Origin of the sequence: Actinoplanes palleronii, from assembly GCF_016862315.1 — a bacterium.
GTDB lineage: Bacteria > Actinomycetota > Actinomycetes > Mycobacteriales > Micromonosporaceae > Actinoplanes > Actinoplanes palleronii.
In genome coordinates, this window is record NZ_BOMS01000060.1 from 19,063 (window position 1) to 41,489 (window position 22,427).

22 protein-coding genes are annotated in these 22,427 nt (G+C 71.2%); 13 read left to right on the forward strand and 9 right to left on the reverse strand.

Annotation, left to right across the window (positions count from 1 at the left end):
• Positions 1-21: 21 nt before the first annotated feature.
• Positions 22-1,272, reverse strand: coding sequence for a DUF1501 domain-containing protein (locus tag Apa02nite_RS22340; RefSeq protein WP_203826722.1), 1,251 nt, complete (start codon positions 1,270-1,272; stop codon positions 22-24).
• A 2-nt stretch (positions 1,273-1,274) separates the two neighbouring features.
• A complete protein-coding gene (locus tag Apa02nite_RS22345) occupies positions 1,275-2,792 on the reverse strand; it encodes a DUF1800 domain-containing protein (protein ID WP_239164477.1) in 1,518 nt (505 codons plus the stop codon).
• 115 nt (positions 2,793-2,907) lie between these two features.
• Between Apa02nite_RS22345 and Apa02nite_RS22350 the strand changes: the two genes are divergently transcribed.
• The gene (locus Apa02nite_RS22350; RefSeq protein ID WP_203826723.1) at positions 2,908-3,957 is read left to right on the forward strand and encodes an ROK family protein; all 1,050 of its coding nucleotides are present in this window, start codon (positions 2,908-2,910) and stop codon (positions 3,955-3,957) included.
• 213 nt (positions 3,958-4,170) lie between these two features.
• On the opposite strand, the gene Apa02nite_RS22355 is transcribed toward Apa02nite_RS22350, so the two are convergent.
• Together Apa02nite_RS22355 and zwf are read right to left on the reverse strand one after the other, a co-directional pair.
• The gene (locus Apa02nite_RS22355) at positions 4,171-4,506 is read right to left on the reverse strand and encodes an STAS domain-containing protein (RefSeq protein WP_203826724.1); all 336 of its coding nucleotides are present in this window, start codon (positions 4,504-4,506) and stop codon (positions 4,171-4,173) included.
• A 107-nt stretch (positions 4,507-4,613) separates the two neighbouring features.
• Positions 4,614-6,107, reverse strand: a complete 1,494-nt coding sequence (gene zwf, locus Apa02nite_RS22360; protein WP_083971149.1) for a glucose-6-phosphate dehydrogenase — start codon at positions 6,105-6,107, stop codon at positions 4,614-4,616.
• A 238-nt stretch (positions 6,108-6,345) separates the two neighbouring features.
• Here zwf and Apa02nite_RS22365 point away from each other — a divergent pair, with 238 nt between their 5' ends.
• Positions 6,346-7,284, forward strand: a complete 939-nt coding sequence (locus Apa02nite_RS22365) for a DHH family phosphoesterase (protein ID WP_203826725.1) — start codon at positions 6,346-6,348, stop codon at positions 7,282-7,284.
• 183 nt (positions 7,285-7,467) lie between these two features.
• Here the strand turns inward: Apa02nite_RS22365 and Apa02nite_RS22370 are convergent, their stop codons facing one another.
• Positions 7,468-8,280, reverse strand: coding sequence for a DUF1775 domain-containing protein (locus tag Apa02nite_RS22370; RefSeq protein WP_203826726.1), 813 nt, complete (start codon positions 8,278-8,280; stop codon positions 7,468-7,470).
• A gap of 132 nt (positions 8,281-8,412) precedes the next feature.
• Here Apa02nite_RS22370 and Apa02nite_RS22375 point away from each other — a divergent pair, with 132 nt between their 5' ends.
• The 4 genes from Apa02nite_RS22375 (at position 8,413) to Apa02nite_RS22390 (ending at position 10,465) form a co-directional block, all read left to right on the forward strand.
• Positions 8,413-8,622, forward strand: coding sequence for an RNA-binding S4 domain-containing protein (locus Apa02nite_RS22375; RefSeq protein ID WP_067688168.1), 210 nt, complete (start codon positions 8,413-8,415; stop codon positions 8,620-8,622).
• Between the two features lie 85 nt (positions 8,623-8,707).
• Positions 8,708-9,610, forward strand: a complete 903-nt coding sequence (locus tag Apa02nite_RS22380) for a hypothetical protein (protein WP_067688171.1) — start codon at positions 8,708-8,710, stop codon at positions 9,608-9,610.
• On the forward strand, positions 9,607-9,744 hold the full coding sequence (locus Apa02nite_RS22385) for a hypothetical protein (RefSeq protein ID WP_203826727.1): 138 nt from the start codon (positions 9,607-9,609) through the stop codon (positions 9,742-9,744). Before Apa02nite_RS22380 ends, Apa02nite_RS22385 begins: the two co-directional genes overlap by 4 nt.
• 55 nt (positions 9,745-9,799) lie before the next feature.
• Positions 9,800-10,465 carry a hypothetical protein gene (locus Apa02nite_RS22390; RefSeq protein WP_203826728.1) on the forward strand — a complete coding sequence of 222 codons (666 nt, stop codon included), beginning with the start codon at positions 9,800-9,802 and terminating at the stop codon, positions 10,463-10,465.
• Between the two features lie 4 nt (positions 10,466-10,469).
• Here Apa02nite_RS22390 and Apa02nite_RS22395 read toward each other — a convergent pair whose 3' ends face one another.
• Positions 10,470-10,838, reverse strand: coding sequence for an FKBP-type peptidyl-prolyl cis-trans isomerase (locus tag Apa02nite_RS22395; protein WP_067688177.1), 369 nt, complete (start codon positions 10,836-10,838; stop codon positions 10,470-10,472).
• A 111-nt stretch (positions 10,839-10,949) separates the two neighbouring features.
• Between Apa02nite_RS22395 and Apa02nite_RS22400 the strand changes: the two genes are divergently transcribed.
• From Apa02nite_RS22400 to Apa02nite_RS22420, 5 genes are all read left to right on the forward strand, one after another.
• Positions 10,950-11,885: a lytic polysaccharide monooxygenase gene (locus Apa02nite_RS22400; RefSeq protein WP_239164478.1), complete on the forward strand. Its 936-nt coding sequence runs from the start codon at positions 10,950-10,952 to the stop codon at positions 11,883-11,885.
• Between the two features lie 191 nt (positions 11,886-12,076).
• Entirely contained in the window at positions 12,077-12,301 is a 225-nt protein-coding gene (locus tag Apa02nite_RS22405) for a hypothetical protein (protein WP_232344029.1), read from the forward strand.
• A 20-nt stretch (positions 12,302-12,321) separates the two neighbouring features.
• Positions 12,322-13,716, forward strand: coding sequence for a DUF4331 domain-containing protein (locus tag Apa02nite_RS22410; protein ID WP_067688183.1), 1,395 nt, complete (start codon positions 12,322-12,324; stop codon positions 13,714-13,716).
• On the forward strand, positions 13,713-14,096 hold the full coding sequence (locus Apa02nite_RS22415; RefSeq protein WP_067688187.1) for a phospholipase: 384 nt from the start codon (positions 13,713-13,715) through the stop codon (positions 14,094-14,096). Before Apa02nite_RS22410 ends, Apa02nite_RS22415 begins: the two co-directional genes overlap by 4 nt.
• Before the next feature lie 17 nt (positions 14,097-14,113).
• Entirely contained in the window at positions 14,114-15,127 is a 1,014-nt protein-coding gene (locus Apa02nite_RS22420) for an AraC family transcriptional regulator (RefSeq protein WP_203826729.1), read from the forward strand.
• A 178-nt stretch (positions 15,128-15,305) separates the two neighbouring features.
• Here Apa02nite_RS22420 and glgC read toward each other — a convergent pair whose 3' ends face one another.
• Positions 15,306-16,538 (reverse strand): glucose-1-phosphate adenylyltransferase, encoded by a 1,233-nt coding sequence (gene glgC, locus Apa02nite_RS22425; protein WP_067688193.1) that lies wholly within the window; start codon positions 16,536-16,538, stop codon positions 15,306-15,308.
• Between the two features lie 58 nt (positions 16,539-16,596).
• Positions 16,597-18,885: a putative bifunctional diguanylate cyclase/phosphodiesterase gene (locus tag Apa02nite_RS22430; RefSeq protein ID WP_203826730.1), complete on the reverse strand. Its 2,289-nt coding sequence runs from the start codon at positions 18,883-18,885 to the stop codon at positions 16,597-16,599.
• Between the two features lie 77 nt (positions 18,886-18,962).
• Between Apa02nite_RS22430 and glgA the strand changes: the two genes are divergently transcribed.
• Both glgA and Apa02nite_RS22440 read left to right on the forward strand, forming a co-directional pair.
• Positions 18,963-20,168: a glycogen synthase gene (glgA, locus tag Apa02nite_RS22435; protein WP_203826731.1), complete on the forward strand. Its 1,206-nt coding sequence runs from the start codon at positions 18,963-18,965 to the stop codon at positions 20,166-20,168.
• On the forward strand, positions 20,165-21,790 hold the full coding sequence (locus Apa02nite_RS22440; protein WP_203826732.1) for a glycoside hydrolase family 10-like protein: 1,626 nt from the start codon (positions 20,165-20,167) through the stop codon (positions 21,788-21,790). The genes glgA and Apa02nite_RS22440 overlap by 4 nt, the downstream gene beginning before the upstream one ends.
• Positions 21,791-22,008: 218 nt before the next feature.
• Here the strand turns inward: Apa02nite_RS22440 and Apa02nite_RS22445 are convergent, their stop codons facing one another.
• Entirely contained in the window at positions 22,009-22,398 is a 390-nt protein-coding gene (locus Apa02nite_RS22445) for a hypothetical protein (RefSeq protein ID WP_203826733.1), read from the reverse strand.
• Positions 22,399-22,427: the final 29 nt, after the last annotated feature.

Genomic DNA, 22,427 nt, shown 5'->3' on the forward strand with positions numbered 1-22,427 from the left:
TCGTGGCGGTCCCGTATTTTTTCAGGTCCGGGCCGCGGCCAGCCCGAACGCCGACGGCTTGACCCCGGGGAAGACGCCGTCGAGAGCGCCGAACCCGCACCGTTTCTGCAGCACCTCGCCGATCACCGCGCGGTAGTCGGTGGTCGCCGCCAGGTCACCGGCGACCAGCGCGCCGGGGGACAGGCCCGGCCAGTTCGTGTAGACCTTGCCGCCGCGGATGCCCCCGCCGAGCAGCAGCATCGCGTTGCCGTGCCCGTGGTCGGCGCCCCGTGACGCGTTCTCCTGCACCCGGCGGCCGAACTCGCTGATGGTCAGCACCGTCACGTTCCGCATGCCGTCCGCGCCGAGGTCCGTGGTGAACGCGGCGAGAGCCTGGGCCAGATCGGTCAGGTTGTCGTGCATCCGCTGACCCTTGACGGCCGTGCCGAGGCCCTCGTGCATGTCCCAGTCGCCGCAGTCCACCGCCGCCGTGACCAGGCCGGCCTTCGCCTTGATCAGCCGGGCCACGTCCCGCAGCGCCCCGCCCAGCTCGGTGGCCGGGTAGGTGGCGCCGCCGCTCACCGCGTACGGAACAGTCTTGATCGTGGAAACCGCGGACAGTGCGCGGTCGGCGGACCTGGCGGGCGCGGCGAGGGTGGCCGGCGCGTCGGCGTACATGGCGCGCAGCGCCGCGGCCATCGGCCGCTTGTCGTTCCCGGACAGCAGGAACTCGTCGATTCCGGTCATCGCGACGTCGCCGGCCGGGCCGAGCAGGATCCGGGCCGGCATGCTGTGGCCCAGCGACACCCCGGCCAGCGGCGCGCTCGCCCCGGTCAGGCCGAGCATCCGGTCCAGCCAGCCGCTGCGGATCGAGGTGCCCGGCGCGGCGTTCTCCATCGCGTCCATCGCGGCGAAGTGCGAACGGGTCGGATTCGGCTGGCCGACCGCGTGCACCGCCGCCAGACCGCCGCTCTTCCAGAGCGGCAGCAGCGGCGCGAGTGCCGGGTGCAGACCGAAGGTCCCGTCACCGGCGATCACCAGATTTTTCGGTACGCCGATGGCCGGCCGCGCCGCGTAGTACGCCGGGTCGCCGATCGGCACGACCGCGGACAGCCCGTCGAAGCCACCCCGCAGCGACAGCACCACCAGGGTGTCGCCGGTGTAGGCGCCGGCCGCGAACGCCGTCGTCGTGCTCAGCGTGGCACCGGCGAGCCCGGCCAGTCCGGCGGCCAGCACCCCGCGACGGGTGGGCCGGGCCGCGCGGTTCTCGTCGCAGCACAGTTCGGTCTTCATGATCACCTCAGCTGGAAGGACGGTGCGTCGAGGACCAGCGCGATCAGGTAGGGCGCGTGGCCGGCGAGGGACTTGTCGACTCCACTGGTCGGCGACTTCCCGGCAACACTGAGCACGGCGGCGGTGTGCGCGGCCGGCAACGGTGCGCCGATCAGCCGGGTGGCGAGCGCGTCGACCACTGCGCCGAAGGTCGCCGGCATCGCCGGGACCAGGGAGGTCAGCAGATCCGCGGGCCGGCCCAGCTGCTTCGGGTACCAGCCGGTGGCCAGGTTGAGGTGCAGGTTGCAGCGCATCAGGAACACCGACGGCGACGCCCAGATCGCCGCGACGTCCGGGAACCCGTTCGGCGGCGCCCAGCGGAACGGCGCGTTCCCGGCCGCGACCAGCACGTTGTAGAGCGCGTCCAGGGCCTTCACCCCGCTCGCCTCCGGCGTCAGCCCGAGCGTCCGGACCGTGGCGACCAGGTCCTCGAACGGGGTACGGACCTTCTGGCCGATCGCGGCGGCGAACTCGGCCGAGGTGAACAGGGCGCGCAGTACCGGCACGATCGCGGTGTCGTGGTCCAGGTACACCTTCGCCAGGCGGGTGACCAGCGCGGCCGGCGGCTCGTCGGCGACGAACCGGGCACACAGCTTGCGGGCCAGCCGCTCGGCGGTCGCCGGGAGCTTCGCCAGGTGGTCGAGGAAGGCCAGCGCGGTGCGCTCCCCGTCGGCGGCGGCGTTCGGGTGCCGGAAGCCGAGGATGTCGACCGGGCCGGTGGCGTGCTTGGCGGCGTCGTACACGTAGCCGCCGGCGTTGCTCACGGTCAGGCCGGTGAGCAGGCGGGCGGCGTCCTGGACGTCGGACTCGTCGTAGCCGAGCCCGGTGGTGTGCAGCTCCATCAGCTCGCGGGCGTAGTTCTCGTTCGGGTGCGCCTTGGTCGAGAACCGCTGGTCCAGGTAGGTGAGCATGGCCGGGTGCCGGGCCGAGGCGGCCAGCATGTCGGCGAACCGGCCGAACGCGTGCTTGCGGATCACCTGGGCGTCGTAGTCGCCACGGGTGTCCCAGACCCCGCTGGACGGGGCGGCGACGTGCAGGTGGTTCGCCCAGAAACCGGCGACGACCTCGAACAGCTGACGCTCGCTCCACGCGGCCCGGGCGATCACCGCGCGGCCGAGCTGGCCGAAGCCCTCGTAGGAGTGGTCCGGCAGCGCGGCGCGGACCGCGGCCGGGGTGGCGTGCGCCAGCGGCAGGCGCTTCAGCAGGGCCGCGCAGGCCGTGTCGTCGATCCGCTGCGGGTCGAGCTGCCGGTCCAGCCAGGCGGTCACGCCGAGCTTGCGCGCCTCGGCCAGCGACCGCGGGATGGCGCCGAAGGTGGCCCGGCGCAGCAGGTGCGCGATCGGGTCGCCGCCGAGCAGCGCCGCCGGCGACGTCGCCGCGGGCGCGGCTGGCGCCGGCGCGGCGCCGATGACGATCCCGGAGGTCACGGCCGCCGCCGCGGCGGTTCCGGCGAGCAGCGTACGGCGCGTCGTCGTCATCATGCCGGACGCTTCGGCCCGTTCCCCGGGACGGCGCACGGCGGCAACCGTGACTAACGGAGCCGCAATCCGAGCGCACCCGTGGCCGGACACCGGGGACGGCCGTAGCATCATCCCTGTGGATCAGGCTGAAACGGTACGTACCCCGTCGTCCTGGGTGGTTGTCGGTCTCGACAACGGTGGCACCTGCAACAACGCCACCGTGCTCGACGCGACCGGCCAGTTCCTGGTGAACAATCTGGTGGAGAACCCGAGCCGGGTGCTCGACGGGCCGGAGTCGGCGGTCGAGTCGCTCGCCCAGGCGTTCACCAGCATCCTGGAACTGACCAGCACCCCCCGGTCGCTGGTCCGCGCGGTCGGCCTGGACACACCCGGCCCGGCCAGCGCGCACGGGGTGATCTCGTCCAAGGGCGCGACGAACTTCAACCAGGTGTCCTGGCACGGCTTCGACATCCGGGGCGCGCTCGAGACCCGCCTCGGCCTGCCGGTGATCTACAACAACGACGCGAACGCCGCCGCCCTCTACGCCCACCACCGGCACTTCGGCGCGGCCGCGGCGGAGCACTCGTCGGTCGCCGCGATCGTCGGCACCGGCCTCGGCGGGGGCGTGGTGCAGGACGGCAAGGTGATCCGGGGCGCCGCCGGGATGGCCGGCGAGCTCGGCCACGTGCAGATCCCGCTGCACGGCGTGCTGGACGACGGCCAGCCGGTGCCGAAGTGCAACTGCGGCTTCGAGGGCGACGTGGAGTCGATCGCGTCGCTGACCGGCATCAAGAACAACCTGCTGCCGTACTGGCTGACCCGCTTCCCGGACCACCCGCTCGCCGGTGAGCCGCTCGGCAAGGCCGCCAAACTGCTGCGCGGTCTGGGCGAGAAGGAGGACCCGCTGGCGATGGCGGTCTTCACCCAGCAGGCGAAGGCGATCGGCAAGCTGTTCACCATCGCGGCCAACTTCACCGACCCGGCGGCCTATTTCCTCGGCGGCGGCGTGGTCGAGGCCGCCCCGCACTTCCGGCAGTGGTTCCTCAACACCGTCCGGGAGAGCACCGAGCTCCGCGACGAGCAGGCCAAGGCCGCCACCTTCGCCCTGGTGGCGGATCTCGACATGGCCGGCGCCCGCGGCGCCGCCGTGGCCGCCCTCGACGCCGTGGTCACCGCCGCCCGCTAGCGCCCGATCCCGGCTGGTCCGCAGGGGTGTCTCAGGGGTGCGGAAGCACCCCTGAGAGCCAGTCAGGGCCCGGTGGCGCGTCGCGGTCCGGTGCGGGCGCGGTGTCGCGCGAGACCATCAGTGAGCGTGGCTCGTAGCCTACGGACGGGCGCTCGGTATCCGTACCCTATGGGCGCGGTCGGAAGCGGCAGCCACCCGGAGCGAGCAGCGGTCTCAGTCGTCCTTGAGGGCGGTGGCGACGTCGGCGAACATCGGCAGATAGTCGCTGAGGCCGAGAGTGTCGAACAGGCGGCGCAGGAAGCCCGACGGGGCGGCGAGGCGGACCCAGCCGCCGCGCTCCATGGCCCGGCCGTGCGCGGTGACCAGCACCCCGACGCCCATCGAGTCGCAGAAATCGAGACCGGAGACGTCCACGATGACGCGCGGAGCGGGGCGTTCGACGAGGCGGCCGAGGTTGGCCTTCAACGCGGGCGCGGTGTCGATGTCGAGCGAACCGCGCAGGACGAGGACGGCCGTGTTCGGTGGGTGGTGCGCGACCGATACCTGCATCTTCGTGTGATCTTTCGGGTCGGGGGGCTCGCATAGGGGGATCGAACTTCCTGACCACCCTATGCGAGCCCGCCCGGTGCCGCAGTCTTGCCGGTGCTCCGGGCGCGTCAGGCCGAGTTGCGCCACTTGCGGCCGTTGCGGCCGATCAGCCGGTCCGCGTCGGTCGGGCCCCAGGACGCGGCCTCGTACGTCGGGATCGGCGACCTGTCGTTCGCCCAGTGCTCGATGATCGGGTCGACGATCCGCCAGCTGTGCTCGACCTCGTCACTGCGGATGAACAGCGACGCGTCACCGATCAGCGCGTCCAGCAGCAGACGCTCGTACGCCTCCGGCGACTCCTCGACGAAAGTCTGGTCGTACGAGAACTCCATGCTGGCCGTGCGCACCCGGAACGTGTGACCGGGGACCTTCGCGCCGAAGCGCAGCGAGATGCCCTCGTTCGGCTGGATCCGCAGGATCAGCGCGTCCGCGTCCAGCTCGGTGAGCTGGTTGGTCGGGATCGGCAGGTGCGGCGGGCGCTGGAACTGCAGCGCGACCTCGGTGACCCGGGCCGGCAGCCGCTTGCCGGTACGCACGTAGAACGGCACCCCGGCCCAGCGCCAGTTGTCCACGTTCAGCCGCAGCGCCGCGTACGTCTCGGTCCGCGACAGCGGGTCGACGCCGATCTCCTCGCGGTACCCGGCCATCAGCTCCTCGCGGGTGCCGCCCCGGGTGTACTGCCCGCGCACGGCGGCGTCGGCGATGTCCCGGTCGGTGGGCAGCCGGATCGCCTGCAGCAGCTTCACCTTCTCGCTGCGCAGACCCTCACCGCCGAACGAGGCCGGCGGCTCCATCAGCGAGAGCGCGAGCACCTGCAGCACGTGGTTCTGCACGATGTCGCGCATCGCGCCGGCCGACTCGTAGAAGCCGCCGCGGGTGCCGACACCGAGCGTCTCGGCGACCGTGATCTGCACGTGGTCGACCCAGGACCGGTCCCAGATCGGCTGGAAGATCGAGTTGGCGAAGCGCAGCGCCAGCACGTTCTGGACGGTGTCCTTGCCCAGGTAGTGGTCGATCCGGAAGACGCTCGACTCCTCGAACGCGGCGTGCACGACCCCGTCGAGCTCGTGCGCGGTGGCGACGTCCCGCCCGTACGGCTTCTCGATCACCAGGCGGGCGAACGAGCCCTCGTTGGCGTGGTTCAGCCCGGCGCCGGCCAGGCCGCAGATGACCGGCTCGAACGCGTTCGCCGGGGTGGACAGGTAGAACAGCCGGTTGCCCGACGTGCCGCGCTGGGCGTCGAGCTCGTCGAGGGTCTCGGCGAGGCGCTTGTAGGTCTCCGGGTCGTCGTACCCGCCGGAGACGTAGCGGATGCCGCCGGCCAGCTGACGCTTCTCCGACAGGCTCCGGCCGCCCAGCGCGCTGTCCGCGAACTGCTCGTCGGACATCGGCGTGCGGGCGACGCCGACCAGCGCGAACTGGTCGGGCAGGCGGTTGTGGCGGGCCAGGCTCTCGATCGCCGGCAGCAGCTTGCGCCGGGTGAGGTCACCGGAGGCGCCGAAGATGACGAGAGTGGCCGGTGGCGCGCTGCGCTCCTGGATGATGAGCTGAGGTTGATCCATCGTCTCCGTGTCCTCCGACCGGGTTGTAACCGTCCGTTCGACCTTACGCAGCGCTCCCCTCCCATGGTTCATCGCGATGTGTGCCGGCGGGCACAAGTGGCGGTAAACACTGCGCAACGATGACGCTTCGTGATCGGCTTCATCACAAGTGGTTCACCGCTTCCCTCGATGCGGTGAAGACCTAACCGATATAAGTGGCAAAATGGGCGCATAAGGTCTGGCAACCGAGGGGGACCCCGTGAAGTACCGGCTCGTGACCCGCAGCGACTTCGACGGCCTGGTATGCGCCGTGTTGCTGCGTCACCTGGACATGATCGACGACATCATGTTCGTGCACCCCAAGGACGTGCAGGACGGTGTCGTCGAGGTGACGGACCGGGACATCCTGACCAACCTTCCGTACGACGCCCGGGCATACCAGGTCTACGACCACCACCACTCCGAGACGCTGCGCAACGAGGGCGACCGGAGCAACCACGTCATCGACGCCGACGCGCCGTCCGCGGCCCGGGTGATCTTCGACCACTTCGGCGGCAAGCAGCGCTTCCCGCAGGTCTCCGACGACCTGATGCTCGCCGTCGACCAGGCGGACTCGGCGGACTACTCGCTCACCGACATCCTCAGCCCGACCGGCTGGACGCTGCTCAACTTCCTGATGGACAGCCGCACCGGGCTCGGCCGGTTCCGCAACTTCCGGATCTCCAACTACCAGCTGATGATGCAGCTCATCGACGCCTGCATCGAGCACACCGACGTGCACGACATCCTGGCCCTGCCGGACGTGGCCGAGCGGGCCGCGCTGTTCCACGACTGCACGGCACGGTTCGTCGAGCAACTGCACCGGGTCTGTCACCTCGAGGGCGACGTGGTCGTGGTGGACCTGCGCGACGAGGAGGTGATCGAGGCGGGCAACCGGTTCATGGTGTACGCGCTGTTCCCCGAGGCCCGCGTCTCGATGCACGTGATCTGGGGCCGGCAGAAGCTGAACACGGTGTTCGCCTGCGGCAAGTCGATCCTGGACCGCACCTCGCCGGTGGACATCGGTGAGGTGATGCTGCGCTACGGCGGCGGCGGGCACATCGCGGCCGGCACCTGCCAGGTCCTGCACGACGACTCGGCCCGGGTCGAGCGCGAGATCATCGACGCCCTGCGCACCGAGCGCGTCGTCCCGGTCTGAGAAATCCACAGGGCGGGCAGGGAGTGCCCTCCCTACCCGCCCAGCGCGCGGATCACGGGCCTTGCCCGGGGCCCCACCCGCCTGTCATGGTCGGCGCCCCACGCGCATGACCACGACTGCCTCACGCCCACCCGCGTGAGGTATCCCGCTGCAGGACCCTGCCTGCGGGGGAGTCTGTTCGTCTCAGCCGCGGAAACTCCAGCGGCCGGCCTCGACCGGTTCCTTGTCGCTCCCGTCGTCGTCCTCGGGAGCGGCCTCGGCCTCCGGGCCGGGAACCTCGTCCGGCTCCTCCGGCTCGTCCGAGGACCGGTGCCGGTTGCGCAGCACCACCCAGCCCGCGCCGAGCAGGGCCAGCGCGGCCACCACCCAGCCGGCCATCCCGAGCACCGAGGCGCCCCGGTCGTTCTGTTCCGCGTCCGCGATCGCCTGCGCGAAGAACTGGTCCTCGTCCTCGGTCGTGGTGGCGCCGCCACCGGTCGCGGCGTGGTGCGCGGCCGCCGCGGCGCCGTCCGGGTCCGGGGTGAGCGCCATGGTCGCGGTCATCGGCGCCGCGGCCTTGCCGTCCGCGTACGTGCCGACCAGCGTGAACGAGACCGTGCTGAGGGTGGGCAGCGGGCCGACCGCCACACCCAGGTCGGCCGAGCCGCCGGGCGCGATGGCCTTGCCGGCGACCGCGATCCAGGTGATCGACAGTGGCACCTGGGTGACCGGGGTGCCGTTGTGGATCGTCTTCAGCGGCGTGTTCAGGTCCTGCCACTCGATCTTCGGGGCCCAGTCGTCCGTGGAGAGCGGATAGACCTCGGCGATCGGGGTGTCCTTCGGGATCTCCAGGGTGACCTTGGCGATCGGCTGGGTGCCCTCATTGGTGTAGTGGTAGTAGGCGTTCTGTCCACTGCCCTGCGGCGCGCTGGTCGGGCTGACCGTGACGTCGGCGAACGCCGGACCGGCGACACCGAGGATGCCGGTGGTCGCCACCACCGTGAGCGCTGTTCCCAAATACCTCACGGGAGTTAGTTCGGATCACGGCCCCCGATGGTTCAACCGGTGCGGGAAAGTTTTCCGGCTCTTTTCGCCGCCATCACCTGCCCTGGCTGCGGCGGCTGCCGGACGGTGCCGGATGATGTCCCGATGCGCGACGTGCCGATCGACGGCGACATGATCCGGCTGGGGCAGTTCCTCAAGCTGGCCGACCTCATCGAGACCGGTGGCGAGGCCAAGGTCCTGATCGCCTCCGGCGACGTCACGGTGAACGGCGAGGTGGACACCCGGCGAGGCCGGCAGCTGCACGCCGGCGACGTGGTGGCGGTGCTCGGGCGCACCGCCCGGGTCGTGCCCTGACCCCCGGAACATGAAGATCCACCCTTTCGGCGGGAATCTGCCGTCCGCGCGGAACCGGGAGGGCGGGCGCCTCGTCGTACCGGTCATGACCCGAACCCGCGGCCTGCTGACCGCCGCCGCCGTCCCCCTGATCCTGATGGCCGGGTGTGCCCGGCCGGACACCGCAGGCGAGGCCGGCTCGGCCTCCGTCGCGACCGAACCGATCACCGAGAGCGCCTCGGCGCCGGCCGGCGACCCGGCCGTGCTGATCCGGATCGCCCAGGAGGGCGGTTTCGTCCCGGCCCAGTTCGTCTACAGCCGGATCCCGCAGCTGACCGTCTACGCCGACGGCCGGGTGATCACCGAGGGGCCGGTGCCGGCCATCGCCCCCGGGCCGGCGCTGCCCAACCTGCAGGTGCTCAAGCTGACCCCGGCGCGGGCGCAGCAGTGGGCCGACGACGCGCTGAAGGCCGGCGTGAAGACCGGCGCCGATCTGGGCCAGCCCGGCGTCGCCGACATCCCGGACACGGTGATCACCGCCACGTCCGGCGGCAAGACCGAGACCGTACGGGTGATGGCCCTCGACCACGCGCAGGCGACCGACCCGAACCTGTCCGCGGCGCAGCAGGCGGCCCGGGCGAAGCTGCGCGCCTACGTCGAGGAGCTGAACAAGCTCACCGTCGAGACCGGCTCGCCGGCCTCGGAGTCGTACCGGCCGGCCGAGCTGGCCGCGCTGGCCTGGCCGTACGTGGCCGGCGACGACGGGCTGAACCAGCCGGCGCAGGCGTGGCCCGGCCCGGCGCTGCCCGGCGAGGAGCTGCCGCCGGCCGGCACCGGCCTGACCTGCGTCGCGGTCTCCGGCGACGCGGCCGGCACGGTGTGGGCGGCCGCCGAGAAGGCGAACCAGCGCACCCCGTGGACGTCCGGTGGCAAGCAGTACAGCGTCACCTTCCGCCCGCTGCTCCCGGACGAGACCGGCGGCTGCGCGGCCCTGAAGGAGGCCAAGTGATCCCTCTCGACTCACCGTGGGAGCCGGGGGAGGAACCGGCCGGCGTGGAGCCCGCACCGGCGCGCCCGGACGACCGCCCGCGCAACGTGATCCCGCTGTCCCGGGCCCGCGCCCGGCGCGGTTCGCGCCGATAACCGGCGATACCCCCCGATGTGCGGCTGATTCATATTCCTACTAGCGTCGGATGACGTGAGTGGAACGGGGATCGAGGCAGCGCAGATCCTGGTGGGGCTGTTGCTCTTCGCCGTGCTGGCACTCGGGGGCATGGCCGTCGTGGCCGGCCGGCGCAGGCCGGCCACCCGGCCGCCGTCGGTCGACGAGGTGGCGCCGCAGGTGGTGGAGCTGGAGACCGGAGCCGACGAGGTGCGGACGGCGGCGCAGCGCGCGGTGCAGGCCGCCGACGCGGCCCGGGACCGGGTCACCGAGGCGGCCGGGGTGCGCGAGCAGGCCGAGCAGCAGTACCAGCAGGCGCGATGGGACGCGTGGACCGGGCCCAAGGACGAGGCCCGCAAGCTCGTGGAGCGGGCGGCGCTGGAGGCGTACCAACGCGGTGACCTCTCGGTCGACCAGCTGAACCGGATCTGGGAGCACACCCGGCCCGGCGAGGACGCGGTCGAGCGGATGGACGAGGAGGTCGCGCTGGCCAAGCAGCGCTACGAGGAGGCCCTCGAGGAGGGTGTCGAGGTGCGGCGGGCCGCGCACGTGGCCGAGGTGGCCGCCGAGGTGCTCGCCGAGGAGGCCAGGCTCGCCGAGGACGAGGCGTGGATCGCCCGGCTGGAGGCCGAGCAGGCGGCCGGGCTGTCCGGGTTGCTGCAAGGGCCCGGAGATTCCCCCGGGCCCTCGGCACAGCACTAGAAGATCAGTGGACCTCGACGAGGTCCACCACGAAGATCAGGGTCTCGTTCGGCTTGATCACGCCACCGGCGCCGGACGCGCCGTAACCCAGGTGCGGCGGGATGGTGAGCTTGCGGCGGCCGCCCACCTTCATGCCGGCGACACCCTGGTCCCAGCCGGCGATGACCTGCTGGCCACCGACCCGGAAGCCGAGGGCCTCGCCCCGGTTGTAGGAGGCGTCGAACTCCTTGCCGGTCGAGTGCGCCACGCCCACGTAGTGGACGCTGACGTACGCGCCGGACTTGGCCTCCTGGCCGGTGCCCTCCACGATGTCCTCGACGAGCAGGTCGCTGGGGGCTTCCGCGGGGATGGGGCCGACGTCAGGCTTGTTCATGAATACTCCCGTTTGGTGTGACCGGACTCGGTCATGCAATCACAGCCGGGCGGTCACTGAACGAGCGGTGCCGGATCTCCGTATCCACGGGTGACCGGGAGCGTCCCGGTCGTGGTAACCCGCCTGGGGGATTCCGTGCACGTCCGCCGCCTCTGCGCCGTCGCTCTGCTGAGCGCGGCCGCCACGTTCGCCGTACCGGTCACGTCCGCGTCCGCGCACGGCGCGCCGATCACGCCGATCAGCCGGTCGGCCGCCTGCGCCGGCAACGGCATCAGGACCGGGGCCGCGGCGTGCAAGGCGGCGAAGGCGGCGACCGGCGGGTTCATCGGGGCGTACGACAACCTGCGGATCGCGAACGTCAAGGACGACCGGACGTCGGTGCCGGACGGCAAGCTGTGCAGCGGCGGGCTCGACGCGTACCGGGGGCTCGACCTGGCCCGGGACGACTTCCCGTCGACCGAGGTGAGGTCCGGGCAGAAGCTGGCGATCGAGTACCGCGGGACCATCCCGCACCAGGGCGAGTTCCGGATCTACCTGAGCAAGCAGGGGTACGACCCGGCGAACAAGCTGACCTGGGACGACCTGGGCAGCAAGCCCCTGGCGGCGTTCACCGACCCGCCGCTGACCGACGGGGCGTACCGGATGAGGGTCAGCCTGCCGGAGCGCACCGGGCGGCAGATGCTCTACGTGGTGTGGGAGACCTCGAGCACGCCGGACACCTACTACTCGTGCTCGGATCTGGACTTCCCGGCCGCCGCGGTGGTGAAGAAGACGACGCCCGCCCCGACGAAGGCCGCTACCAAGAAGGCGGCCGCGCCCGTCGCGACGACGGCCCCGCCGTCCGAGGAACCGGCCGCAGAGGCGGCGGAGGCGGCGGAGACGACCGCCCCGGCGACCGCCGATCCGGTGCTCGCCGCGGCCACGAGTGCGGGCGACGACGACACCACGGTGGGTCACTATCTGATCGCCGGAGCGCTCGGCGTGGCCGTCCTGGCCGCCGGGATCGCCCTTCTGGGCCGGGTTCGCCGGCGCCGAGAAGGCCTCTGAGCAGCACATTCGGGCAACCTGTGAAAAGCCGTAGAAGTATCTCCAAAAAACCTTTGAACCCCTGGTTCGTGGATCACGTAATCATCGGCGTCGACAATGCAACGCCCGTCCGGCCCCCAACAGACGAAAGGCCCAGCATGAGTCGTAGTCGCTACCGTGCCCAGGCGTTCCCGCGGTTCAATCGTCGGCGGATGCTGGCGCTCACCGCCGCCGGCGTCGGGGTCTCGGCCGCTTCGGTTGCCGGGCTCAGCCTCGCTGGTGAGAACGACAAGTCCGCGTCGTCGGACAACTCGCCGCTCATCATTTCCGTACGGGACGCCAAGAAGGGCGTCATCGACCTCTTCTCCGGCGAATCCAAGAAGACCGTCACCGATAAGAAACTCGCCGCCCAGCTGCTCAAAGCTGCCGGTCGCTGACCCGGAGGATCACAGACAAAATGTCTTCTCACCGCGAAGCCCCGGAAATCAGCAAGGACCCGGTCGCCGACAGTTCTGACCTGTACGCGTTCGTCAGTCCCGACGATCCGGATACGGTCACCATCATCGCGAACTACGTCCCGCTGCAGATTCCGGCGAGTGGCCCGAACTTCTTCGAGTTCGGCGATGACGTGCTCTACGAGGTGCACATCGACGCGAACGGGGATGCCCGCCCGGACATCACGTACCAGTTCCGGTTCGTCACCGAGCTGCGCAATGACCGGACGTTCCTTTACAACACCGGTCCGATCGAGTCGCTGGACAGTGAGAACTGGAACCGCCGGCAGTTCTTCTCGGTGACCAAGGTCGACCGCCACGGCAAGAGCACGGTGCTGGCCAAGAAGCTGCCCTGCCCGCCGTGCAACGTCGGCAAGGTCTCGATCGCGGACTACGAGGGTCTCGCCGCCGACGCGGTGCACAAGCTGAAGAGCGGCGAGAAGGTCTTCGCCGGCCAGCGCGCCGACGCGTTCTTCGTCGACCTCGGCTCGATCTTCGACCTGGGCACGCTGCGCCCGTTCCAGGACAAGCACCTGGTCGGCCAGAAGCTGTTCAACTACGCCGGCAAGGCGGTCAACGCGACCGACCAGACCAACGTGCACAGCATCGCGGTGCAGATCCCGCTGCACATGGTGCGCCGGGACGGCAAGAAGCGCGTCAAGGCCGACGACGCCGCCGCCGTGATCGGCGTGTGGACCTCGGCCAGCCGCCGCCAGGTGCAGGTGCGCAACGGCGAGGGCAGCAGCGCCGACGTGTACGTCGGACCGCAGGTCCAGGTGTCCCGCCTCGGCAACCCGCTGTTCAACGAGGTCATCGTCCCGATGGCGCAGAAGGACAAGTGGAACAGCCTGCCGCCGAGCGAGGACAAGAAGTTCGCCGAGTTCGTCGCGACGCCCGAGCTCGGCACCCTGCTGCCGGTGCTCTACCCGGGCCTGTTCGACAAGCTGGCCACGCTCAACAAGGCCAAGAAGGACCGCGCCGACCTGCTCGCCATCCTGCTCACCGGCATCCCCAGCGGGCTGATCGACGGCTTCCAGAACAACACCGGCGCGGTGCAGGCCGACATGCTGCGGCTGAACACCGCGATCGCGCCGGCGGCCAAGCCGAACAAGTTCGGTGTGGTCGGCGGTGACGTGGCCGGCTTCCCCAACGGCCGCCGGATCGCCGACGACGTGGTCTCCATCTCGCTGCGGGCCATCGCCGGCGTGACCGTGCCGCTGGTCGACAAGACCTTCGTGCCGGACGCCGCGGCCGCCCTGGTCGAGCAGGGCCTGAGCATCAAGGACGCCAGCGCCCCGCTGCTCAAGAAGTTCCCGTACCTGGGTACTCCCTTCGACGGATTCTCGGTGCCGTCATGAGCCACGGACACGACCACGGGCACGGCCACGCGCATCACCACCACACCCTGGCCCCGTCCGGGCAGGGCACCGTGATGCTGAACATCGGTGGCGGGATCGGCGCGCTGATCATCCACACCGCGGCGCGGTTCCACGGCCACGAGATCGAGATCAGTCCCGCGGGTGAGCCGGAGAACCGGCAGCACGCCGCGGTCCGGGCCCGGTACGTGCGCGGCGGGGTCACCTACTGCGTCGTCATCGACGCCCTGGCCGAGGGCCGGTACGCGATCTGGGCCGACGGCCCGGAACCGCTGACCGAGGTGGACGTCCGCGGTGGCTTCGTCGCCGAGTTCGAGTGGCCGGAAACCGCGGTCCCCGGGCGGACCCTGCTCACGGTTTAACGCCTAGTGTGGGGGTCATGACAGGCGGTTCTGTTCGTGGCCCCGGCACGCCGGGTGCGGACGTGCCCGTCCACGTCGAACTGCGCACCACCGACGTGGAGGAGGCCCGCGCCTTCTGTCGCAAGCTGTACTACGACCCACTGCGGATCGAACCGGTCGGTGACCCCGGCCGGTTCGATTTCCGCGCGGACGTCGTCGAGCTCGGGCCGATCACGGTCGGCGAGGTCGGCTACGGCACCGACATCAGGATCTCCTCCGGTGGTCTGGAGACGGCCTACCACGTGCTGGCGCCGCTGACCGGGATGCTGCGGTCCCGGCACCGGGGCACGGTGGTGCTCGCCGATCCGACCCGGGCCGTGGTCTACCGGCCGACCGGTGACATCGAGCTGGAGTGGCCCGGCACCTGCCGGCTGCTCAGCGTCAAGGTGGAACGCATCGCCCTGGAACGGGAACTCGACGCCGCCCTGGATCAGCGGGTGGTCTCGCCGTTGCCGCTGGGCGCCAGCTTCGACGTGGCCGACGGCCCGGGCCGGACCTGGGTGGCGCTGGTCCGGTTGCTGCTCGCCGAGCTGCGCGGGCCGGACGGGCTGGCCAGCCAGCCACGGATGGCGGCGCGCTGGCGGGACATGGTGGTGAGCGGGCTGGCGCTGACCGTCGAGCATCCGTACGGCGAGGAGCCGGCCGGGCTGCAGGGGCCGTACCGGCCGCGGACGGTGAAGCGGGCGCTGGACGTGATGCACGCCGAGCCGTGGCGGTCGTACACGACACGGGACCTGGCCAGCGTCGCCGGAGTCGGGATCCGGGTGCTGCAGGACGGGTTCCGGCAGCACGTCGGGATGTCGCCGATGACGTATCTGCGGCGGTTGCGCCTGGACGGGGTGCACGCCGAGCTGTCCCGGACCGACCCGGGCGGTGTCAGCGTGAGCGAGGTGGCGTACCGGTGGGGGTTCACCCATCTGGGGCGCTTCGCCGGCGCCTATCGCGAGCGGTTCGGCGTCCCGCCGTCCGCGACGCTGCGCGGCCGGGCCTGACCGGTGGCTGGCCCGCAGGGGTGTCTCCGGGCACCGGAGGAACCCCTGCGAACCAGCCAGGACCCGGGGGCGCGCCGTGGCCCGGGGTGGTCGCGGTCGTGCGCGAGACCACCACGGGACGTGGCTTGTAGCCTACGGACGGGCGCCCGGTATTCGTACGATATGGGGTTTATCGGGTCTAGAGTTCGACCTTCTGGCCCTTGCCGATGACGACCACGCCGCTGTCGCTCACCGTGTAGAGCTTGCGGTCGCGGTCCAGGTCGACGCCGATCTGGGCGCCCTCCGGGATGATCACGTTCTTGTCGATGATGGCGTTGCGGATCACCGAGCGGCGGCCGACCGAGACGCCCTCCATCAGGACCGAGCCCTCGACGTGCGCCCAGGAGTTCACCCGGACGTTCGGCGAGATGATCGAGCGTTCGACCAGGGCGCCGGAGACCACCACGCCGGGGGAGATCATCGACTCGATGGCGCGGCCCTGGCGGTCGTCGTAGCCGTGGACGAACTTCGCCGGCGGCCACGAACCGTAGTTGGTGAAGATCGGCCACTCGTGGTTGTAGAGGTTGAAGATCGGCAGGGTGGCGATCAGGTCCATGTGGGCCTCGTAGAACGAGTCCAGCGTCCCCACGTCCCGCCAGTAGCCGAGGTCGCGCTCGGTGCTGCCGGGGACGTCGTTGTCGCGGAAGTCGTAGACGTTCGCCTCGCCGCGCTCGACCAGCATCGGGATGATGTTGCCGCCCATGTCGTGCTTGCTGTCCGGGTTCTGCGCGTCGGCGGTGACCGCCTCGCAGAGCGCCCGGGCGGTGAAGACGTAGTTGCCCATCGAGGCGTAGACCTCGTCCGGGGAGTCGGGCAGGCCCTGCGCGTCGCGGGGCTTCTCCCGGAAGGCGCTGATCTTCTTGCCGTCCGCGCCGACGTCGATCACGCCGAACTGGTCGGCCATGCTCAGCGGCTGGCGGATGCCGGCCACGGTGACCGCGGCGCCCGAGGCGATGTGGTCGTTGACCATCTGCTTCGGGTCCATGCGGTAGATGTGGTCGGCACCGAAGACGATGACGTAGTCCGGCGACTCGTCATTGATCAGGTTGAGGCTCTGGTAAATGGCATCGGCCGAGCCGGCGAACCAGCGCGGGCCGAGCCGCTGCTGCGCCGGTACCGGGGTGACGTAGTTGCCCAGCAGCGTGGACATCCGCCAGGTCTTGGAGATGTGCCGGTCCAGTGAGTGCGACTTGTACTGGGTCAGCACGACGATCTTGAGGTAGCCCGCGTTCGCGAGATTGGACAGGACGAAATCGATCATGCGGTAGATACCACCGAACGGAACACCGGGTTTGGCCCGGTCCGCCGTGAGGGGCATCAGGCGCTTGCCTTCTCCACCAGCCAGAACGATCGCAAGCACCTTGACAGCCATGGCAAGGACGCTAATATCCCGGCCTGCCGTTCGCCACCCAAAGGGTCACGAACTTTGGTCAAGCTGCCGTGGCGCTGCTCTCCCGGAGCAAGGTTTCGATCACCTCAGGGGCCGCCGGACGCCCGAAATGATAGCCCTGCACGAGGTCGCAGCGGAGCTCCCGCAGCAGCCTGGCCTGCGCTTCCGTCTCCACACCCTCGGCAACGGTGACCAGGTCCCGGCTGTGCGCCAGGTCGAGGATGGCCCGGGTGAAACTGATTTCCCGCGGCGACGGCGGATCTTGGTGCCGGCTGATGAACGAACGGTCGATCTTGAGAATGTCCACCGGCAGCTCGTGCAGATAGGCCAGCGAGGAGTAGCCGGTCCCGAAGTCGTCGATCGCGATCCGGACACCGTGCTCGCGCAACCGGCCGAGCACCGGGGTGTCCGCGGCGTCGATCAGCACCGACTCGGTGATCTCCAGGACCAGCCCGGCCGGCGGCATCCCGGTCTCGGCCAGGATGCCCAGCACGGTGTCGGCGAAGCCCGGGTCGCGCAGCTGGTAGGTGGAGACGTTCACGGTCACGTAGACGCCGTCCCGGCGGTACCAGCCGGCCGCCCGGGCGCAGGCCTCGCGCAGCGCCAGGACGCCGAGCTGACCGATCAGGCCGGTCTGCTCGGCGACCGGGATGAACACCACCGGAGGGATCAGCTCACCGTCGTGCCGCCAGCGCATCAGCGCCTCGGCGCCGGTCATCCGGCCGGTCATCGGGTCCACCACCGGCTGGTAGTGCAGGAACAACGAGCCGTCGGCGAGGGCCCGGCGCAGCCCGGCGGCGATCCGGGCCCGCTCGTTCTGCTCGGCGCGCAGCGTCTCGTCGAACCGTGCCAGGCAGGCTCCGCCCGCCTGTTTGGCCGCCCGCAGCGCGAGGTCCGCGTCACCGAGCACGGCCGTGGGCGAATTTCCCGGTACGGCCTCGGCCAGCCCGGCGCTGGCGGTCAGGTGGATCCGGCGGTCGTCCACGGTGACCGGCACGCCCGCGATGGTCTCCAGCACCCGCGCGGCAAGCTCGGCGCCCTGACCCGGATCGGTCAGCAGCAGGCCGAACTCGTCCCCGCCCAGCCGCGCCACCAGCACCGCCTCCGGCGCGAACAGCAGCAGCCGGCCGGCCAGCTGACGCAGCACCTCGTCGCCGACCGGATGCCCGTACGCGTCGTTGACCTCCTTGAAGCCGTCCAGCGAGCAGAGCAGCAGGCTGTGCGGCCGGTCCCGGACGGCCGGGTGGGCCAGCTGCTCGAAGAACAGGTCCCGGTTCGCCAGCCCGGTCAGCGCGTCGTGCCCGGCCCGGTACTGCAGCCGCCGCTGCAACGCGGCCTGCTCGTCTATCGCGGTCCGCAGGTCGGCGGCGCGGTCGTCGGAGCTGCGCGCGTGCCGCTGGGCGATCCGGGCCAGCAGCGAGATCCGGACCAGCAGCAGCCCGCACAGCGCCGAGACGAGCAGCGCCGGCACGATCGTCGCCGCGGCCGTCCCGTCCCGGCTGATCAGGCCGCCGGCGATCGGCAGCAGCGGGCAGAGCACCGCGGTGGCGACGATCCCGGCCAGCTTGCCCCGGCTGAGCGGGCGGCCGGTGGTGGTCTCGACGGCGCCGAGGGCGGCCGCGCCGGGGTGCAGCGCGGCCGCGGTGGCCAGCACCCCGGCGAACTGGATGAACAGGTAGGAGCCGCCGCCGGGCAGGAACGGGGCGGTGCCGGTGCCGTTGGTGGCCGCGTACAGCAGGTGGCCGCCGAGCAGGCTCGCGCCGGACGCGCCGAGCAGCCGGGCCGAGGTGCGCCGGGTGGTCAGGCTCCGCAGGGTGGTGGCCAGCAGGATCATGTCGAGCAGGCCGTAGAACGCCGCCATGACCTTGTCGACCTGCTGGTAGCCGGGGTCGCCGAGGTACGGCAGCACGACGAAGGACCAGGCCACCATGCCCAGGCCGACGACCACCGAGCCGGCCTCGACGCCCAGCTCGGCCAGGCTGCCGGACCGGCGGCGGCGGGTCAGCAGCAGGGCCGCGGCGGCGGCGAAGACGTACAGCGGGACCAGTGACATCCCGGACGGGGTGTTCGCCGGTGCGATCGGGCCCAGCGTCCAGAACGCCGCCGCCAGCACCCCGGCGGCGCGGGACGCGGTGAGCAGCCACCAGCCGAGCCGGGCGCCGGGTGCCGGGCGGGTCAGCGCCCGCAGGGTGACCGCTATCCCGGTGATCTGGATCGCGAAGAAGACCGGTCCGCCGGCGGTGCCCGCGGTGAGCTGGGTGGCCGTGACGGCCAGCGCGCCGATCACCAGGGCGTACTGCCACGTCGCGATCCTGCTCCGGTTCTGCACCGCTCCATCACAGCCGGGAGCGGTTGCGGCCGGGTAGCAGAGGGCGCTCGCCCGGGTTGCGGGCTATCCTGCGTGGCGTGGCCGACGCTTCGAGTCTCCGTGTGGACCTGCTCACCCGTGAATACCCGCCGGAGGTGTACGGCGGCGCCGGGGTGCACCTGGAATACCTCGCCAGGGATCTGCGACGGCTCACCGACGTGCGGGTGCACTGCTTCGGCGCGCCGCGCACCGAGGAGGGCGTGACGGCGTACCCGGAACCGGCCGAGCTGGCCGGGGCGAACGCCGCGCTGCGCACCATGGGGGTGAACCTGGCGATGGCGTCCGGCTGCGAGGGCGCGAGCGTGGTGCACAGCCACACCTGGTACGCGAACTTCGCCGGGCACACCGCGAAACTGCTGCACGGCGTGCCGCACGTGGTGACCACGCACAGCCTGGAGCCGTTGCGGCCGTGGAAGGCCGAGCAGCTCGGCGGTGGGTACGCGCTGTCGTCGTTCTGCGAGCGGACCGCGATCGAGCACGCCGACGCGATCATCGCGGTCTCCGGCGGGATGCGGCGCGACGTGCTCAAGGCGTACCCGTCGGTGCACCCGGACCGGATCCACGTGGTCTACAACGGCATCGACACGGCGTTGTACGCCCCCGATCACGGGACGGATGTCGTCGACCGGCTCGGCATCGACCGCAACCGGCCCAGCGTGGTCTTCGTCGGGCGGATCACCCGGCAGAAGGGCCTGCCGTACCTGATGCGGGCCTGCCACGACCTGCCCGCCGACACCCAGATCATCCTGCTGGCCGGCGCGCCGGACACCCCGGAGATCGCCGCCGAGGTCGCCGCGCTCGCCGCCGACCTGCGCGCCGCCCGGGACCCGGACGGCGTCGTCTGGGTCTCCGAGATGCTGCCCAAGCACGAGGTCATCCAGGTGCTCACGCACGCCACGGTGTTCGTCTGCCCGTCCGTCTACGAGCCGATGGGCATCGTCAACCTGGAGGCGATGGCCTGCGAGACCGCTGTCGTCGCCACCGCCACCGGCGGCATCCCCGAGGTGGTCGCGGACGGCGAGACCGGCCTGCTGGTCCCGATCGAGCAGGTCGAGGACGGCACCGGCACCCCGGTGCACCCGGAGAAGTTCGTCGCCGACCTGGCCGCCACCCTCACCAAGGTCCTGCGCGACCCGCAGCTCGCCGAGCAGATGGGCAAGGCCGGGCGTCGCCGGGCGGTGGAACACTTCAGCTGGGCGCGGATCGCCGAGGACACCCTGAACGTGTACCGGTCGGTGCTGTGACGGCCGCTCAACGGCTGCGTCTGGGACTCCTGCTCTCGGTGGTGCTGGTCGCCGCGCTGGCCGTCGGCGCGGGGCTGGTGCGTGCCGCGTTCTACACCGAGCCCGCCGCCGGCGCGGCGGGTACGACGCCGCAGGCCGCCGGCCAGGTCATCCCGGCCGGCACCACCGGGCAGTGCGCCGGGCAGCCGGCCACCGCCACCCGGGAGCTGCGCGGGATGTGGCTGACCACGGTCTACAACATCGACTTCCCCAGCAAGCAGGGGCTCGGCGAGGCCCAGGTCAAGGCGGAGTACCTGAAGTGGCTCGACCTCGCGGTCGCGCAGAACCACAACGCGATCTTCGTGCACGTGCGGCCGAGCGGTGACGCGTTCTGGCCGTCGGCGTACGCGCCGTGGTCGAACTGGCTCACCGGCCGGCTCGACGGGAAGTCACCCGGCTGGGACCCGATGGAGTTCATGGTCGCCGAGGCGCACGCCCGGGGGCTGGAGTTCCACGCGTGGTTCAACCCGTACCGGGGCACCCAGCCGGCGCCCAGCGGCGCGGGGACCGATCTGAAGAAGCTCGCGCCGAACCACCCGCTGCGGCTGCACCCGGAGTGGCGGATCGCCTACCCGGCCAAGAGCGAGCAGGGCCGGCTCTACTTCGACCCGGGCATCCCGGCGGCACGCAAGTTCGTCGAGGACTCGATGCTGGAGGCGGTGCAGAAGTACGACGTCGACGGCGTGCACTTCGACGACTTCTTCTACCCGTACCCGGAGGAGGGCCAGGACTTCCCGGACAAGGCCAGCTTCGCCAAGTACGGCGCCGGCAAGTCGAAGGGCGACTGGCGCCGGGACAACGTGAACGTGCTGGTCCGGGAGATGCACGAGCGGTTGCAGGCGCTGAAGCCGTGGGTGAGCTTCGGGATCAGCCCGTTCGGGATCTGGCGCAACAAGTCCTCGGACGCCGGCGGGTCGGCGACCAACGGGCTGGAGAGCTACGACGCCATCTACGCCGACACCCGCACCTGGGTGCGGGAGGGCTGGCTGGACTACATCGTGCCGCAGCTGTACTGGACGATCGGCTTCTCCAAGGCCGACTACGCCAAGGCGCTGCCGTGGTGGGTGCAGACGGTCAAGGGCACCAAGGTGCAGCTCTACATCGGCATGGGTGACTACCGGGTGGGTGAGAAGGGCGACTGGAGCGATCCGGCCGCGCTCGACCGGCAGATGGCCCTGAACCGGAAGTACGGCGTGCAGGGTGAGGTGCACTTCAGCGCGGCGTCGGTGCGGGACGACAAGCGCGGGGCGATCAGCCGGTACCGCAAGGCGTACTACGCGTCGCCGGCGCTGCCGCCCCGGATGGACCGGCGGGTGGCGCCCGCTCCGCCCACGCCGCAGCTCACCGCGGGGTTGCGGGGCACGTCCGGTCAGCTGGTGCTGACCGCTGCCGGGCTCGCGTCGACGAACTGGGCGCTGTACCGGACCACCGGCGGGCCGGCGACGCTGGTGTCCACCGGGCGGGCCGGCGCGGAGATCACCGATCCGCATCCGGCGGCGAACGCCACGTACTGCTTGAGCGCGGTGGACCGGTCCGGGAACGAGAGCCCACTCAGCGCCGGCTACGCCGCCCCGGCAGCCTGAAACCTTTGAGCGCACGTCCGTAGGCTACGAGCCACGTCCCGGGCCATTATCGCGTGCTTGAGGGCCGCCAGAGCCAGCTGACCCCGCGCGGCTGGTCGTGGGGGCCCTTGTGGCGGGTGGATGACGGCGCTGAGAGCCAGCCGGGGCCGTGACGGGTGGCCCCCACCGCCCGCCTGGCAGCCGGACCCGGGCAGCTCGGGGCACCAGCCCGGGTCGGTTCAGGCGACCTCGCAGTAGACCGGCGTGCCCGGCCTGGCCAGAGCGGCGACCTCGGTGAGCATCTCCTCGGCCAGCTCGGGGTCGATGTCCTCATCATCCGCGGCCCGCAGCGCGAGCCAGCGCTCGGCCAGGTCGGCGAGCGCGGCGGCATCCGCGCCGGCGAGGGCGGCGGTCAGCTCCGCCGAGAGGCGGAGCACGACCGGGCCGTCCTCGTCGCCGAGGTCCTCTGCTCCGGCGACCGCGTCGAGGTCGCTGCCGAGCAGCAGCCCCTCCCACTCCTCGAGCGACGCGAAGATGTCGAAGTTGCCGTACTCGAGGGCGTCGTCGCCGGGCCCGAGGGCCGCGGCCGCGTCGTCCGAGGCGGCGTAGAAGCTGATGATCGTGCTCACCGTGCCAACCTAGGCCGCGGCCCGGCTCA

Bases quoted from the DNA above. Each gene is read 5' to 3' on its own strand.
- Apa02nite_RS22415 (WP_067688187.1), top strand. From the start codon at position 13,713: ATGAGCCACGGACACGACCACGGGCACGGCCACGCGCATCACCACCAC.
- Apa02nite_RS22395 (WP_067688177.1), bottom strand. From the start codon at position 10,838: ATGAACAAGCCTGACGTCGGCCCCATCCCCGCGGAAGCCCCCAGCGAC.
- Apa02nite_RS22355 (WP_203826724.1), bottom strand. From the start codon at position 4,506: ATGCAGGTATCGGTCGCGCACCACCCACCGAACACGGCCGTCCTCGTC.
- Apa02nite_RS22375 (WP_067688168.1), top strand. From the start codon at position 8,413: ATGCGCGACGTGCCGATCGACGGCGACATGATCCGGCTGGGGCAGTTC.
- Apa02nite_RS22340 (WP_203826722.1), bottom strand. From the start codon at position 1,272: ATGAAGACCGAACTGTGCTGCGACGAGAACCGCGCGGCCCGGCCCACC.
- Apa02nite_RS22345 (WP_239164477.1), bottom strand. From the start codon at position 2,792: ATGATGACGACGACGCGCCGTACGCTGCTCGCCGGAACCGCCGCGGCG.
- Apa02nite_RS22410 (WP_067688183.1), top strand. From the start codon at position 12,322: ATGTCTTCTCACCGCGAAGCCCCGGAAATCAGCAAGGACCCGGTCGCC.
- glgC (WP_067688193.1), bottom strand. From the start codon at position 16,538: ATGGCTGTCAAGGTGCTTGCGATCGTTCTGGCTGGTGGAGAAGGCAAG.
- Apa02nite_RS22420 (WP_203826729.1), top strand. From the start codon at position 14,114: ATGACAGGCGGTTCTGTTCGTGGCCCCGGCACGCCGGGTGCGGACGTG.
- zwf (WP_083971149.1), bottom strand. From the start codon at position 6,107: ATGGATCAACCTCAGCTCATCATCCAGGAGCGCAGCGCGCCACCGGCC.
- Apa02nite_RS22380 (WP_067688171.1), top strand. From the start codon at position 8,708: ATGACCCGAACCCGCGGCCTGCTGACCGCCGCCGCCGTCCCCCTGATC.
- Apa02nite_RS22405 (WP_232344029.1), top strand. From the start codon at position 12,077: ATGCTGGCGCTCACCGCCGCCGGCGTCGGGGTCTCGGCCGCTTCGGTT.